The sequence below is a fragment of the Streptomyces sp. PA03-5A genome (assembly GCF_033792725.1).
Lineage (GTDB): Bacteria > Actinomycetota > Actinomycetes > Streptomycetales > Streptomycetaceae > Actinacidiphila.
In genome coordinates, this window is record NZ_JARAVL010000015.1 from 40,359 (window position 1) to 53,591 (window position 13,233).

Genomic DNA, 13,233 nt, shown 5'->3' on the forward strand with positions numbered 1-13,233 from the left:
GCCGCCGGGGCCGCCCGGTCACGCCTCCCGGGACTCCGTCGAGAGGAAGACCGGGGTGACCGAGAGCGGGACGCCGACGGTGCCGTCGGCGCGGTGCAGCGGGACGACGGCACCGAAGGCGTCGACCGCGTGGGCGGCGGCGGGGGGCCAGGGGAGGTCGACGAGGGTCCCCGGGGCGTCCTCGCCGGTGTAGGGATCGCCGGAGCGCCAGAGGACCTGGAGCGCGCCGCGGCCCTCCCGGGACACCTCGAAGGCGTACAGGCCGGACCGGTCCTCCGTGGCGAGGCGGCGGACGGCCGTGACGCCGTCGAGGTACGCGGCCAGGAGGGCGAAGGCGTCGGCGGCGGGGCGGCGCCGGGTCAGGGCGGTGCCCTCGTAGTCCAGCAGGGCGAGCCTGCCGAAGAGGAAGCCCATGAGGTTGAGGCGGTCGCGGTAGCCGGGGATCTCCGGGGCCAGGTTCCAGCAGGCCGTGCGGGTGACACCGCAGGCGAGGGCCAGGACGGTGCGGGTGACGATCTGGCGGCGGTTGATGCGGTCGCGGCGCGCGGCGAGCTCCGGAGGGCAGTCCTCCATGAACATACGCAGTTCCGGCGGGAGTTCGGGGGAGCGTTCGTAGAGCAGGCGCATGGTCGCGCGGTCCGGCGCCTCGCCAGGCTCCGCCGCCCCCGTGAAGGCGGCCGTCATCGCCCGCTCGAGTTCCGCCTGGGCCCGGGGGAACTCGAAGAGGGTGGGGCCGTTGTACTCCCCCGCCACCACCGGGCGTTCGTATCCGTGCCGCCGCATCATCGCGCGCACCTGGGCGATCTGGTCCGGGATCGCGTGCGGGTCCCCGTAGAGGTGGACGTCGAAGAGGTCGAAGGCGTCGCGGCCGTGCTCGACGACGTGGTCGAAGAACCGCCGGGCCTCGCCGTCCGCGGGGCCGGACAGCACGTCGTGGCCGCAGCCGCCGAGGACGACCGACGCTGCCGGGTCCGCGGCGCGTACGGCGCGGTGGAAGGCGGTGAGCTGTGCGACGTACTCCGCCGCGCTGCCGGCCCACAGGAGTCCGGTGTTGCTGGGCTCGTTGCCGCACTGCCAGTGGTCCACGCGGCCCCGGCACCTGGTGACCAGGTCGCCGACGAAGCGCTCGTACCCGGCGGGGTCGAGCGCGGGCGAGGACGGGAGGAAGCCGGTGGGCTGCCGGGTCGCCCACGGGGAGCTGGAACAGACGGTGACCCAGAGCTCGGCCGCCGGGTCGCGCTGCCCGAGGACGGCGTCGACGACGGACCAGTCGTACCGTCCGGGTTCCGGCTCGACCTGCCCCCAGTAGAGGAAGACGCGCACCAGCCTCGCGCCGAGCTCCCGCGTCTCCGGCACGAAGCTGTCCGGCGCTCCGAACATCCCGTAGCTGATGCCCCTGACGACGCCGAGGCGGATCCCGGCCGGTGCGGTGGGCTGGCTCATGACTGCTCCCTCGCTCTTGCGTATACGTCATATACTTTAGCTGACGTTATAAACTTCCCCCGTGAAGGAGACGCAGGAGACCCCGGAAGGCGCCCCGGCCCCCTTGATCTGGACGCAGCCCGCGCCGCGCCGCCGCCAGAGCCCGCTGGAGCGGGACGACATCGTGCGCGCCGCGATCGCCGTCGCCGACGAGGGCGGCCCGCAGGCGCTCACGATGGCCGCGGTGGCCAAGCGGCTCGGCCCGTACACGCCGATGGCCCTCTACCGTCACGTGATGAGCAAGGACGGGCTGGTCGACCTCATGCTCGACGCCGTCACGGCGGAGATCCCGCTGCCCCCGGTGCCGGGCGCCGACTGGCGGGCCGATCTGCACGCGGTGGCCGCCGGGAGCTGGGACGCGGTCAAGCGGCATCTGTGGTTCGCCCAGCTCGCCCCCACGCGCCCGCCGCTGGGGCCGCACATGATGCGCCGCACCGAATTCGTCCTCCAGGTGCTCGTGCACCAGGGCGCCACCCTCGGCGAGGCCATGACCTACGCGGCGCTCCTCGACCGGCACGTCCTCGGCAGCGCGCAGCAGGAGGCCGAGGAGCTCGCCATGCGCCGCCGCCACGGCATCCACACCCCGCAGCAGCTCGCCGCGGCCGTCACCGCCGCCCGCGAACTGGCCGCGGCGGGCGGGCGGCACCCGCTGCTCGCGCGGTGGATGGAGGCCCCTTCCGGGCCGGACGCGGACGGGCAGTTCGAGCTCAGCCTGGCCTTCCTCATCGACGGCATCGCCGCACGCCTGCCGGAGGGCGGCGGCGCGACCTGACACCGGGCATCCGCGACACCCGCGGGAACGGACCCCGATGAAAGGTCGTCAGCAGGGCACACGTACTCCAGACCGAACCCTCGGAAAGGAGCACCACGTGCCTCTTCGCTTCCGCAAGTCGTTCCGGATCCTGCCCGGCGTCCGCCTGAACATCAACAAGCGCTCGCTGTCCATCACCACGGGCAGCAAGGGCGTCCACCACACCGTCAACACCCGCGGTGAGCGCACCGAATCCGTCGACCTCCCGGGGCCGTTCTCCTGGCGCCGCACGCGCAAGGGGCACTGAGGCCCGTCGTCATTCGAGGATCCAGCCCGACATCCACCGCTCCCGCACGGCCGGCCACTCGGTGGCGACCAGGGAGTAGTACACGGTGTCGCGCCACGACCCGTCGACCCGGCGGCAGTGCCGGCGCAGCACGCCCTCGCGGATACCGCCGATGCGGGAGACCGCGTCCTGGGTCGGCAGGTCGAGGTCGTCCAGGCGCCACTGGACGCGGCCGAAGCCCAGGTCCTCGAAGGCGTAGTACACCAGCATGAAGTGGGTCTCCAGGTGGACCGGGCCGCCCCACAGGGCCGGGTCCAGCCAGCTCCAGCCGATGTCCACGCGCTCGTCGACGACCGAGACGTCGACGTACGCGGCCCAGCCCGACGGGCGCTCCGTGGCGTGCGGGACGACCGCGAACACCACGGACTCCCCCGCCGCGGCCTGCGCCAGCCGCTGCTCCACCAGCGAGGCCATCTCGCCGGGCGAACCGGGGGGCGTCGTCGACAGCCAGCGCCACATCCCCTCGTCGGCGCGCGCCGCGGTGAACAGCGCCGGGACGTGCAGCGGCGAGAGCGGGACCAGCCGCGCGTACCGGCCGTCGATGGTGACCGGAGCGGGGAAGCGTAGTGCCATATCCGCACGCTAATCGGGCGGGCACGCGGCCGCACCAACTCGCGGATTCCCGCCCACCCGCCCCCTCCGCCCCATCACCCTTGGCCGACAGGACGGCGACGGACGGTGATCGCCGCGGCGGCGGCACGGGAGGACGGCACCATGCGGGACGACGAGGCGCGGATCCGGGCGCTCATCGAGCGCTGGGCGGAGGCGGTGCACCGGGGCGACCTGGACGCCGTGGTCGCCGACCACGGCGAGGACATCGTGATGTTCGACGTGCCGCCTCCCCACGACGGGGTCCGCGGCCTGCCCGCGTACCGGCAGGTGTGGCCGCCGTTCTTCGACTGGCAGGCCCGCGGCGCCTCGTTCGAGATCGTCTCCCTGGAAGTCACCGCCGGCGACGACGTGGCGTTCGCGTACGCCCTGCTCCGTTGCAGAACCCCGGAGGACTTCGCCCAGGACCCCGGGATCCGGCTCCGCCTCACGCTCGGGCTGCGCAGGCAGGACGGCCGGTGGGTGGTCGTGCACGAGCACCACTCCTTCCCCCACGCAGGCTGACCGGCCGCGCGCGGTCCGCGGCGGGCGGGCGTGGTCCGGCGGCGCGATAGCGTGCCCGGCATGACAGACGACTTCGACGTGCGGCGGGAGCTGGCCGCGGGCATGACGGACCCGGCCAGGGCCCTACGGTTCGTGCGCGGCTTCGCCGGGCACTGGCTCGCGCCCCTGCAGGAGGGCGACGGGTACGGTGCGCCCGAACTGACCGCCGCCGAGGAGCGCCTGGGCTTCGCCCTGCCCGCCGTGCTCCGTGACGCCTACCGGCTCTTCGGGCGGCGCCCGGACCTCACCAGCAACCACGACACGCTGCTCGCGCCCGAGCAGCTCCACGTGGACTCCCGCGAGGAGGCGCTGGTCTTCCGGTACGAGAACCAGGGCGCCGCGTCGTGGGGCATCCTCCTCGCCGACCTGCACAAGCCCGATCCGCCGGTCGTCATGAAGCCGGACCTCGCGGACAAGGAGGCCGAGCGGTGGTCGGCGTGGCTGGACCGCTTCTCGTGGGCCTGCGTCGAGATCGTCCTGTCGGAGTCGCTGCACGAGCCGTTCGAGCTCTGCGACTTCCGCGACGACCTCGACGAGGCCCACTTCGACGCCCTGGACGGGCGGTTCACCCCGCTGCCGTTCCCCGCGTACCCGCCCGGTGAGGACCTGGGTGCGCGCTGGTACGCCGGACCCGACGTCATACTCCGCGAGGACGACCGCACCTGCCTGTGGGCGCGGGCCCGCACCGAGGAGGCGCTCGACCGGGTGCGCGACGACCTCCCGGGCGACTGGCTCAACGACCCCCGCTGACCCCGGGCCCCGTCGGCGTACGGGTTCAGCCGAGGGGGACGTCCTCCTGGCGGAGGGCCTCCAGCGCGGGGCCGTACATGCGGGTCTTGATCGTGCCGAGCGTGGCGCCCGCCTTGCCGGCCAGAGGGCGGGCGAGGGCCACGGCGGCCTCGCGGACCTCGTCCTCGCCCGCCGTACGGTCCACGATGCGCTCGGCCAGCGCGTCGAGGCCGCCGTAGCGGCGCGCGGTGGTCATCGCCTCGTGGGCCGTCTGCGGGTGCAGGCGGGCCTGGATGAGGGCCGACATGCCGGGGGTGAAGGGGATGTTGATGTCCGCCTCGGGCAGGCACCAGTAGCCGCGGTCGGCGCGCATCACACGGAAGTCGTGGGCCAGCGAGAGCATCGCGCCCGCGGCGAAGGTGTGGCCCTGCAGGGCGGCGACGGTGGCCACCGGCAGGGTCAGGAAACGGGCGAGCAGGGCCTGCACGCCCGTGACGTACGCGCCGGCCTGGTCCGCGTGGGCGAACAGCCACTCCAGGTCGAGCCCGTTGGACCAGAACTTGCCGGTGGCCGCGGTGACCAGGGCCCGCGGCCCCTCGGCCTTCTCCACCTCGTCGAGCAGGGCGTCGACGGCCGCGAGCCAGTCGGGGTGGAAGCGGTTCTCGGTGTCCCCGAGGTCGAGGATGAAGACGTCGTCCTGGCGGTCGAGCGTGGGCATGATTGCTCCTTGGGGCGAAGGGGCGGACGGCCGGGGCGGCTGCGGGAACGCGGAGCCGGGCGGGCGCTTCCGCCTTGGCTCCGCGACCGGCATACCTACCGGCCGGTAACCTCGATGGACCGCATTGTACAGGGAGCGGCGCGGCCTGTCCTCACCCAGGACGTCGCGTCAGGCGACGACCACCGGATGCCGCACCACGGCGTCGAAGAAGTAGCCCTGGGTGTTGAACACCGCCTCGTCCGGCTGGGTCCGTCCCGCGGTGTCGGTGGCGCGCGCCAGCAGCACGGCCGGGCCCGGGGTGCGCGGCCGCCACGGGACGGTCCAGCGCACCCACCCGTCCCGGCGCGGGACGTCGCGCAGTGCGGCCCGCCGCCAGGTGGCACCGCCGTCGGTGCTGACCTCCACCTGCCGCACTCCCCCGGCCCCGGACCACGAGCGGCCGTGCAGGATGCTGCGGACCCCCGCGGAGAATGCGGCCCCCGATTCGAGTTCGAAGGCGCTCTTGAGGGTCTGCCGAGTGAGCGGCGCGCTGCCGGCCTCGGGGAACCCGGGGCCGAACAGCCGGTAGAAGTCGGTGTTCCACGGCGAGTACAGCGGCTCGGCCGAGACCTCGATGTCACCCACCCACTTGACCGAGGAGATCCCCACCCACGAGGGCACGAGCACCCGCACGGGACGGCCGTGGTCGTGCGGCAGCGGAGCACCGTTCATGGCGTAGGCCAGGATCACGTCGTCCAGCGCCTTCGCCACGGGCAGGGGCCTGCGGACGCGGCCCAGGCTGACGCCGCCCGTGACGTACTCGCCGTCGAGACCGCGCGGCATGACGTCCACCGCGTGCCGGGTGACGCCCGCCCGCCGCAGCACGTCCGACAGGCGCGCGCCGCGCCACCGGGCGACACCGACGGCACCCAGGGTCCACGCGGTGCCGGAGACCGTCTGTCCCTGCTGGGAGGTGTAGAAGCTCCGGCCGTTGCCCGCGCACTCGACGAAGGCGGTGCGCTCCACCGGCGGCAGCGCACGCAGGTCGTCCAGGCCGTACTCCACGGCGTCGTCCGGGCCCGGGCCGCCCCGCAGCCCGCTCCCCCAGACCTTCAGCCGCCAGGTCGCGGCGTCGACGACGGGGGTGGATGTGTGGTTGCGCACGAAGAAGCGTTCGGCGGGGGTCAGGTAGCCGGTCCCGCGCAGCGCCTCCCACTTCGTCTCGGCATTGGTCCCGCGGAGGGTGAACCACTCGTCCGGCAGAGGCTTGACGATTCCCGGGGAGGTCGCGGCCGCGGCCCTCACCGGTCCGGGCAGGGCGAGGGCGGCGGTGCCCGCGGCGAGCAGGGTGAGCACCTCACGGCGTGACATCCCGTCGCCCCGGGCCCGTCCGGCGAGCCATTGGCGCAGCCGCAGGCGGTCGTAGGAGGCCTCGTCGACGGGAACGGTGGAGCGCGGGGCACGGGTCATGACGGTCCTGCTTCCAGTGGCGGGGAACGACCGAGGACGTGCGGAGGACCGCGCACGGCGGCGCGGTGACAAGGGGGGTGAACCGGAGCGGGGTGGCGACCCTGAGCGCTCAGCGACAACAGCGGCGCGACGCGGGAACGCGCGGCGTGCCGACGGTGCGTGCGGCCGTGATGGCCGGGCTGGTCGAGTTCACGCGCTCATCGTAGGGCCGGTCCGACTCGGCGTCAGCCCCGTCCCCGAAGTCCATCGCCATGGTGCCGGGCGGGGCCCCGCCGCACGGCGTGCTGACGGTAAGTCACCTCGGGTGTTCCGCTGGTGCGTTCCGCCTCCGTGTGGTTACCTTGCGTCATGACCCTGCTCGTGACCCGCCGCCACGTGGACTACGTGCGTGTCACCAGCATGGGCTGTCGCGCCGAGCGCTGACGCCGCGCTTCCGGCCTCCTGCCGCCGTCACCGGCCGCCGATCATCCCTTCCGCTTCCTTGCCTTCCCCTGCCCGGGACGCGTTCGCCTGCCGTCCCCGGCTGCTCTTGGGCGTGCCCGAGCCCGCCCCCGCACCCGCACCCACATGCGCACCGAGGGAGAACCATGAGCCAGCCCATCGACTCCGTCACCGCCGGCCACACCCCGGAGGAGTGCCCCGGCACCGGGCCCGGCACCTCCGCCTGGTCGTTCGAGACCAAGCAGATCCACGCCGGCGCCGCGCCGGACCCGACGACCGGAGCCCGGGCGGTGCCGATCTACCAGACGACGTCGTTCGTCTTCCGCGACACGCAGCACGCGGCCGACCTGTTCTCCCTCGCCGAGCCCGGCAACATCTACACCCGGATCCACAACCCCACGCAGGACGTCCTGGAGCAGCGGGTCGCCGCCCTGGAAGGCGGTGTCGCCGCGGTCGCGCTGGCCTCCGGGCAGGCCGCGGAGACGCTGGCCGTCCTGAACGTCGCGTCCGCCGGGGACCACATCGTGTCCAGCACCTCGCTGTACGGCGGCACGTACAACCTGTTCCGCCACACCCTGCCCCGGTTCGGCATCGAGGTGTCCTTCGTCGACGACCCGGACGACCTCGACGCCTGGCGCGCCGCGATCCGCCCCGGCACCAAGGCGCTGTTCGCGGAGACGCTCGGCAATCCGCGCGGCAACGTCCTGGACGTGCGGGCGGTCGCGGACGTCGCGCACGAGGCGGGGGTGCCGCTCATCGTGGACAACACGGTGCCGACGCCCTACCTGCTGCGGCCGATCGAGCACGGCGCGGACGTCGTCGTCCACTCCGCGACGAAGTTCCTCGGAGGCCACGGCACCACCATCGGCGGGGTCGTGGTCGACGGCGGCAGCTTCGACTTCGGCGCCCACGCCGAGCGCTTCCCGGACTTCAGCGCCCCGGACCCGAGTTACCACGGGCTGCGCTACTGGCCGGCCCTGGGCCCGGGGGCGTACGCGGTCAAGCTGCGCGTCCAGTTGCTCCGGGACATCGGCCCGGCCATCGCCCCGCACTCCGCCTTCCTGCTCCTCCAGGGCGTGGAGACGCTCAGCCTGCGCATCGAGCGCCACTCGGCCAACGCCCAGGCCCTCGCCGAATGGCTGGAACAGCGTGACGAGGTGGCCGCCGTGCACTACCCCGGGCTGCCGTCCAACCGCTGGCACGCCGCGGCACGGCGCTACCTGCCGCGCGGAGCGGGCGCGGTGCTCGCCTTCGAGCTGCGCGACGGCGTCGAGGCGGGCAAGCGGTTCGTGGACGCGGTCGAACTCTTCAGCCACCTGGCCAACATCGGCGACGTCCGCAGCCTGATCATCCACCCGGCCTCGACCACGCACAGCCAGTTGGACGAGGAGCAGCTCGTGGCCACCGGCACCTCGCCCGGACTGGTGCGCCTCTCGGCCGGCCTGGAGAACCTCGCCGACCTCAAGGCGGACCTGGAGGCCGGGTTCCGCGCCGCGAAGGGCGCGTCCTGAACACCACGCCTGCCGCCGCGCTCCCCCTCCCGCCGGCCTCCGGGGCCTGGCGGGAGGGGGACCCGCCGGGCCGCCGCCGGTGGCACGCGCTGGAGAAGCCGCTGCCGCTGGAATCGGGCGGCGAGCTCCCGGGGGTGCGGATCGCGTACGAGACGTGGGGCAGGCTCTCCCCGGACCGCTCCAACGCGGTGCTGGTCCTGCACGCCCTCACCGGCGACAGCCACGCCGCAGGGCCCGCCGGGCCGGGTCACCCCACGCCGGGCTGGTGGGACGGGATGATCGGACCGGGCCGCGCACTCGACACCGACCGGTGGTTCGTGGTGGCGCCGAACGTCCTGGGAGGCTGCCAGGGCAGTACGGGGCCGTCCTCGTGCCGGCCCGGCGGACGGCGCTGGGGCGGTGCGTTCCCGCAGCTGACGCAGCGCGACCAGGTCGCTGCCGAGGCCGAAGTGGCGGACGCGCTGGGCATCGGCCGCTGGGCGCTGGTGGCGGGCGGGTCCATGGGCGGGATGCGCGCCCTGGAATGGGCCGTGTCGCGGCCGGAACGCACGGAGGCGCTGCTGCTGCTCGCCTGCACCGCCGCGGCGAGCGCGGAGCAGATCGCCTGGGCCAACGTGCAGCTGCACGCCATCCGGGACGATCCGCACTGGCGGGACGGCGACTACCACGACGCCGCGCCGGGGCACGGCCCGCACGCGGGGCTCGGCCTGGCCCGGCGGCTGGCCCATGTGACGTACCGCAGCGAAGCCGAGCTCGGCGCCCGTTTCGGGCGCGCGCCGCAGGAGGCGGAGGACCCGTGGCGCGGCGGCCGCTACCAGGTGGAGTCCTACCTGGACCATCACGCGGCCAAGCTGGTCCGGCGCTTCGACGCGGGGAGCTACGTCGCCCTGACCCAGGCCATGAACGGGCACGACGTCGGCCGCGGACGCGGCGGGGTGAGGGCCGCCCTGCGCCGGGTGACCGCGCGGACCGTGGTCGCCGGGGTCTCCTCCGACCGCCTCTACCCGCTCGCGCAGCAGGAGGAGCTGGCGGCCGGCATCCCCGGCGCGGTGCCCGTCCGGGTCGTGGTCTCCCCGTACGGGCACGACGGCTTCCTCATCGAGACCGCGCAGGTCGGCGAACTCGTCGGGGAGCTGCTGGGCCGGGCGGGGCCTTAGGGGGCGGGCGTTCGCCGCGGCGCCATGCCGCGGTCACCTCCGGGACGTCTCCGCCTGTGACGGTCGGAGAAGTTGGCTATACAACTTTGCCCCGAGGAGTGACCGTGTCCGCCCTGTCCAGTTTTCCCGTCGGCGACCTGCCGGCGATGTGGCTCCGCGACAACTGCCCCTGCGCCGAGTGCCGCGACCCGCGGTCCGGGCAGAAGCTGTTCCAGATCGGTTCCCTGCCCGCCGGGCTGCGGGTGGGCCGGGCGGCCGACGCCGCCGGGGACGGCCCGCCCGCCGTCGACGTGGTCTGGGAGCCCGACGGGCACCGCTCGTCGTACCCGCTGACGTGGCTGGAGGCCGCCCGGCCCGGCCGGACCGGGCACGGTGACCTGCGCACCGAGGCCGGGAAGGAACTGTGGACCGCGCGCGAGGTCGCCGGGCGGCTGCCCGAGGCGGACTGGGAGGAGTACGTGGGCGAGCCGGGTGTGCGGGCCCGGATGCTGGAGTCCGTGCTGCGGCTCGGCTTCATGCTGCTGCGCGGTCTGCCCGGGCGCGAGGGCCAGGTGCTGGAGGTGGCCGAGACCTTCGGGTTCGTCCGCGAGACCAACTACGGGAAGCTCTTCGACGTGCGCGTCGAGCCGGACCCGAACAACCTCGCCTTCACCTCGGCCGCCATCACGCCGCACACCGACAACCCGTACCGGGATCCCGTTCCGACGCTCCAGTTGCTGCACTGCCTGGTCAACGACGCGGACGGCGGCGACTCCGGTCTCGTCGACGGCTTCGCGGCGGCCGCGCTGCTGCGCCGCGAGGACCCGGAGGCGTACGACGTGCTCACCCGCACGCCCGTGCCGTTCGTCTTCCGTGACGCGGGGACCGAACTGCGGGCCGACCGCCCGCTGATCGGCACCGACCCGCTGGGCCGCGTGCGGGAGGTGCGGTTCAACAACCGCTCGATCGGCACGCTGCGGATGGCCGCGGACGAGCTGGAGGCGTTCTACACGGCCTACCGCACCTTCGCCGAGCTGCTGCTCCGCCCCGAACTGCAGCTGGACCTGCGGCTCGCGCCCGGCGACTGCCTGGTCTTCGACAACACCCGGCTGCTGCACGCCCGCACCGCCTTCGCCCAGGACGGGGCGCGCCACCTCCAGGGCTGCTACGCCGACCTGGACGGGCTGGCGAGCACCCTGGCCGTGCTGCGCCGCGCGGACACCCTGGAGCCGCTCGCCGAACTGTTCGCGGGCGCGGTGTCCGCGGAGTACCTGGGCGAACCCGTCACCATGGCCCAGCACATGCTGCAGGCGGGAGCCCTGGCCGAGGCCGCCGGTGCCCCGCCGCACCTGGTGGCCGCCGCGCTGCTGCACGACATCGGGCACGTGGAGGGCGGGGTCGTCACCGGCCGGGACCTGATGACCGGCCACGACAACCGGCATAGCCACACCGGCGCCGACCTGCTGGGCCGCTGGTTCGGGCCCGAGGTCACCGAACCGGTGCGGCTGCACGTGGCCGCCAAGCGCTACCTGTGCGCGGTCGAACCGGGGTACCACGACCGGCTGTCGGTGGCGTCGAACTACACCCTGGAGGTCCAGGGCGGTGTGATGACCCCCCGCCAGGCGGCCGAGTTCGCCGGGCTGCCGGGCGCGGCCGACGCGGTCGCCGTCCGCCGCTGGGACGAGGAGGCGAAGGACCCCGACGCCCTCACCCCGACCTTCGCGCACTTCCTCCCGCTGCTGGCCGCGCTGATGCGCGGGTAGACGGCAATCCCCGGGGTGCCGGAGGCGGTCGTCCGGCCGTCCCGCCGTCTCACGCCCTTCGGGGGCACAGATGCGGGCTGCGGAGGGGAAGGTGGCGGCCTGGGGCCGGCCGGCGCTGCGCGGCTGGTGGATGGCCGGGGTTCGGGCGCCGGAGCGGCCCGCCTCTCCGGTGGCATGGGCCTCGTTGCCGTCCGCGGGTGCAGATGGCCGGTTGCCGCGCCCACTGCCTGTGGTGGGCGCGCCCCCCGTGACCCGCGTCTGCGGGTGGTTCCCCGGGATCGGGCTCACCTTTGCCGTCCGGTACGGCGAGAGCGAGCCCGATCTCGCCCCCGCAACAGCTGCCGCACGCGAATGCTCCTGCTCCAGGCGCTCGGCACCGGGCATCAGACCGGGCGGATCGAGCGCTCCCGCTCGGTCGCCAGCCGGCGGATGCGCTGCGTGCGGCCTGCGGCCGCCAGCCGGTTCAGCACCGCGGGTTCGTCCGAGGACGCGGCGAGGCGCAGTTGGAGCCAGTCCGACCAGGAATCCGGAACGGATGCGTCGCCGAGCAGGGCGGTCACCGACGCGCTCTGCAGGACGCCGAGTTCGCGGGCGCGCCGGGCCGCGTACGCACGGCCGCGCTCGGTGCCGAGCCGGTCGGTCCAGGCCGAGTGGCCGGAGGGCGGGAGGCGACCGAGGACGTGCAGGACGATGCCGAGGGCCACGCTCGGGTCGGGTTCGACGGCACGGCGTCGTACAGGTCGGGCAGACAGGCCGGGTCGTCCAGGGCCCGCCGGTACAGGACCCAGCGCTCGTGCTCGTCGGAGAGGTCACCGCGGAGGTCGCCGGCGATGGCGCCGAGGCGGTGGGCGAGGGCGGCGGTGACCTGGTCCAGGCCCCGGGACACTCAGTCCTTCCCGGGACGGGGGCTGTGGCGGCGGCCGAGCGTGGAGGCCGCCACGGAGTTATGCACCGTGAAGGCGATGGTGCCGGGCAGGTAGCGGTCCTCGGACCACTCCACCGGCGCGCCCTCCGGATCGGTGGTGCGGCGCCGCTCGCGCAGCAGGACCTGCCCGGGCGGGCAGTCCAGGAGGCGGGTGTCGTCGGCGTCGGCCCAGGCCAGGTCGATGGTGTGGTCGGCGTCGGTGAACAGGACGCCGTGCGCGACGAGGGCCTCGGTGTGCGAGACCGTGTCGGGCGGCAGTTCGGCCACCAGCGCGCCGATCCGGGCCGGGTAGAGGGAGCGTTCGACCATCACCGGCTCCCCGGACAGGGTCCGCACCCGCAGCACCAGGTAGACCTCGGCGCCGTCCTCCAGGCCGAGCTGATCGGCCTCGGAGAGCTCTGCGGGCCGCCGCACCACGCTGTCCACGCGGCCGCCCGGGGTCTCCCCGATGGAGCGGGCCCAGTTGGTGAAGCTCAGCAGCTCCGAGAAGCTCTGTGCCCGCGGGCCGCCGAGCACCGTGCGCCGGGTGCCGCGGCGCGAGGTGACCAGGCCGTCCGAGCGCAGCACGGCCAGCGCGTGCCGGACCGTGCCCCGGGAGACGCCGTAGCGCTCGGCGAGGGTGCCCTCGGGGGGCAGTTTGGTGCCGGCGGCGTAATCGCCCGCGATGATCGCCTCGCGGAGTCCGGCCGCGACCTTGCGGTAGCGCAGCTCGTCGTCCGGGGTGCCCTGCTCCTGCCGCACCGTGGTCTCCTGCGCTGCTCGTGCCGTGCGGGCCGCCCCTGCGGGCGGTTCCCCCGACCCTACCCGGAGGGGACGGGCGCCGGCCCGTC

General features: G+C 74.3%; 13 protein-coding genes. 7 read left to right on the top strand and 6 right to left on the bottom strand.

Features of this window, described 5'->3' with window-relative positions:
- Nucleotides 1–18: 18 nt before the first annotated feature.
- Complete coding sequence (locus PV410_RS19890) at nt 19–1,443, bottom strand: hypothetical protein (RefSeq protein WP_500326289.1); 1,425 nt, start codon at nt 1,441–1,443, stop codon at nt 19–21.
- A gap of 61 nt (nt 1,444–1,504) precedes the next feature.
- Between PV410_RS19890 and PV410_RS19895 the strand changes: the two genes are divergently transcribed.
- Nucleotides 1,505–2,254, top strand: coding sequence for a TetR/AcrR family transcriptional regulator (locus PV410_RS19895; protein WP_500326291.1), 750 nt, complete (start codon nt 1,505–1,507; stop codon nt 2,252–2,254).
- A gap of 97 nt (nt 2,255–2,351) precedes the next feature.
- The gene (locus PV410_RS19900) at nt 2,352–2,540 is read left to right on the top strand and encodes a DUF4236 domain-containing protein (RefSeq protein WP_326570932.1); all 189 of its coding nucleotides are present in this window, start codon (nt 2,352–2,354) and stop codon (nt 2,538–2,540) included.
- Between the two features lie 9 nt (nt 2,541–2,549).
- Here PV410_RS19900 and PV410_RS19905 read toward each other — a convergent pair whose 3' ends face one another.
- Nucleotides 2,550–3,152, bottom strand: a complete 603-nt coding sequence (locus tag PV410_RS19905) for a GNAT family N-acetyltransferase (RefSeq protein WP_500326293.1) — start codon at nt 3,150–3,152, stop codon at nt 2,550–2,552.
- Between the two features lie 141 nt (nt 3,153–3,293).
- Here PV410_RS19905 and PV410_RS19910 point away from each other — a divergent pair, with 141 nt between their 5' ends.
- Together PV410_RS19910 and PV410_RS19915 are read left to right on the top strand one after the other, a co-directional pair.
- A complete protein-coding gene (locus PV410_RS19910) occupies nt 3,294–3,692 on the top strand; it encodes a YybH family protein (protein WP_500326524.1) in 399 nt (132 codons plus the stop codon).
- 60 nt (nt 3,693–3,752) lie between these two features.
- A complete protein-coding gene (locus PV410_RS19915; RefSeq protein WP_500326295.1) occupies nt 3,753–4,481 on the top strand; it encodes an SMI1/KNR4 family protein in 729 nt (242 codons plus the stop codon).
- 25 nt (nt 4,482–4,506) lie between these two features.
- Here PV410_RS19915 and PV410_RS19920 read toward each other — a convergent pair whose 3' ends face one another.
- Both PV410_RS19920 and PV410_RS19925 read right to left on the bottom strand, forming a co-directional pair.
- Nucleotides 4,507–5,178, bottom strand: coding sequence for an enoyl-CoA hydratase-related protein (locus tag PV410_RS19920; RefSeq protein WP_500326297.1), 672 nt, complete (start codon nt 5,176–5,178; stop codon nt 4,507–4,509).
- Between the two features lie 168 nt (nt 5,179–5,346).
- Nucleotides 5,347–6,627, bottom strand: a complete 1,281-nt coding sequence (locus PV410_RS19925; RefSeq protein WP_500326299.1) for a sulfite oxidase — start codon at nt 6,625–6,627, stop codon at nt 5,347–5,349.
- 587 nt (nt 6,628–7,214) lie between these two features.
- On the opposite strand from PV410_RS19925, the gene PV410_RS19930 reads away from it, so the two are divergent.
- The 3 genes from PV410_RS19930 to tmpA all read left to right on the top strand — a co-directional run bounded on the left by PV410_RS19930 (nt 7,215) and on the right by tmpA (nt 11,478).
- Entirely contained in the window at nt 7,215–8,579 is a 1,365-nt protein-coding gene (locus PV410_RS19930) for a bifunctional o-acetylhomoserine/o-acetylserine sulfhydrylase (protein ID WP_500326301.1), read from the top strand.
- Entirely contained in the window at nt 8,576–9,736 is a 1,161-nt protein-coding gene (gene metX / locus PV410_RS19935; protein WP_500326526.1) for a homoserine O-acetyltransferase MetX, read from the top strand. The genes PV410_RS19930 and metX overlap by 4 nt, the downstream gene beginning before the upstream one ends.
- A 104-nt stretch (nt 9,737–9,840) precedes the next feature.
- A complete protein-coding gene (tmpA, locus tag PV410_RS19940) occupies nt 9,841–11,478 on the top strand; it encodes a 2-trimethylaminoethylphosphonate dioxygenase (protein ID WP_500326303.1) in 1,638 nt (545 codons plus the stop codon).
- Between the two features lie 383 nt (nt 11,479–11,861).
- Here the strand turns inward: tmpA and PV410_RS19945 are convergent, their stop codons facing one another.
- Together PV410_RS19945 and PV410_RS19950 are read right to left on the bottom strand one after the other, a co-directional pair.
- Entirely contained in the window at nt 11,862–12,182 is a 321-nt protein-coding gene (locus PV410_RS19945; protein WP_500326305.1) for a hypothetical protein, read from the bottom strand.
- 182 nt (nt 12,183–12,364) lie between these two features.
- Nucleotides 12,365–13,144: a GntR family transcriptional regulator gene (locus tag PV410_RS19950; protein WP_500326306.1), complete on the bottom strand. Its 780-nt coding sequence runs from the start codon at nt 13,142–13,144 to the stop codon at nt 12,365–12,367.
- Nucleotides 13,145–13,233 lie beyond the last annotated feature (89 nt).

Coding starts and splice junctions, on each gene's coding strand:
- PV410_RS19930 (WP_500326301.1), top strand. CDS start 7,215: ATGAGCCAGCCCATCGACTCCGTCACCGCCGGCCACACCCCGGAGGAG.
- PV410_RS19920 (WP_500326297.1), bottom strand. CDS start 5,178: ATGCCCACGCTCGACCGCCAGGACGACGTCTTCATCCTCGACCTCGGG.
- PV410_RS19905 (WP_500326293.1), bottom strand. CDS start 3,152: ATGGCACTACGCTTCCCCGCTCCGGTCACCATCGACGGCCGGTACGCG.
- PV410_RS19910 (WP_500326524.1), top strand. CDS start 3,294: ATGCGGGACGACGAGGCGCGGATCCGGGCGCTCATCGAGCGCTGGGCG.
- PV410_RS19925 (WP_500326299.1), bottom strand. CDS start 6,627: ATGACCCGTGCCCCGCGCTCCACCGTTCCCGTCGACGAGGCCTCCTAC.
- PV410_RS19915 (WP_500326295.1), top strand. CDS start 3,753: ATGACAGACGACTTCGACGTGCGGCGGGAGCTGGCCGCGGGCATGACG.
- PV410_RS19890 (WP_500326289.1), bottom strand. CDS start 1,443: ATGAGCCAGCCCACCGCACCGGCCGGGATCCGCCTCGGCGTCGTCAGG.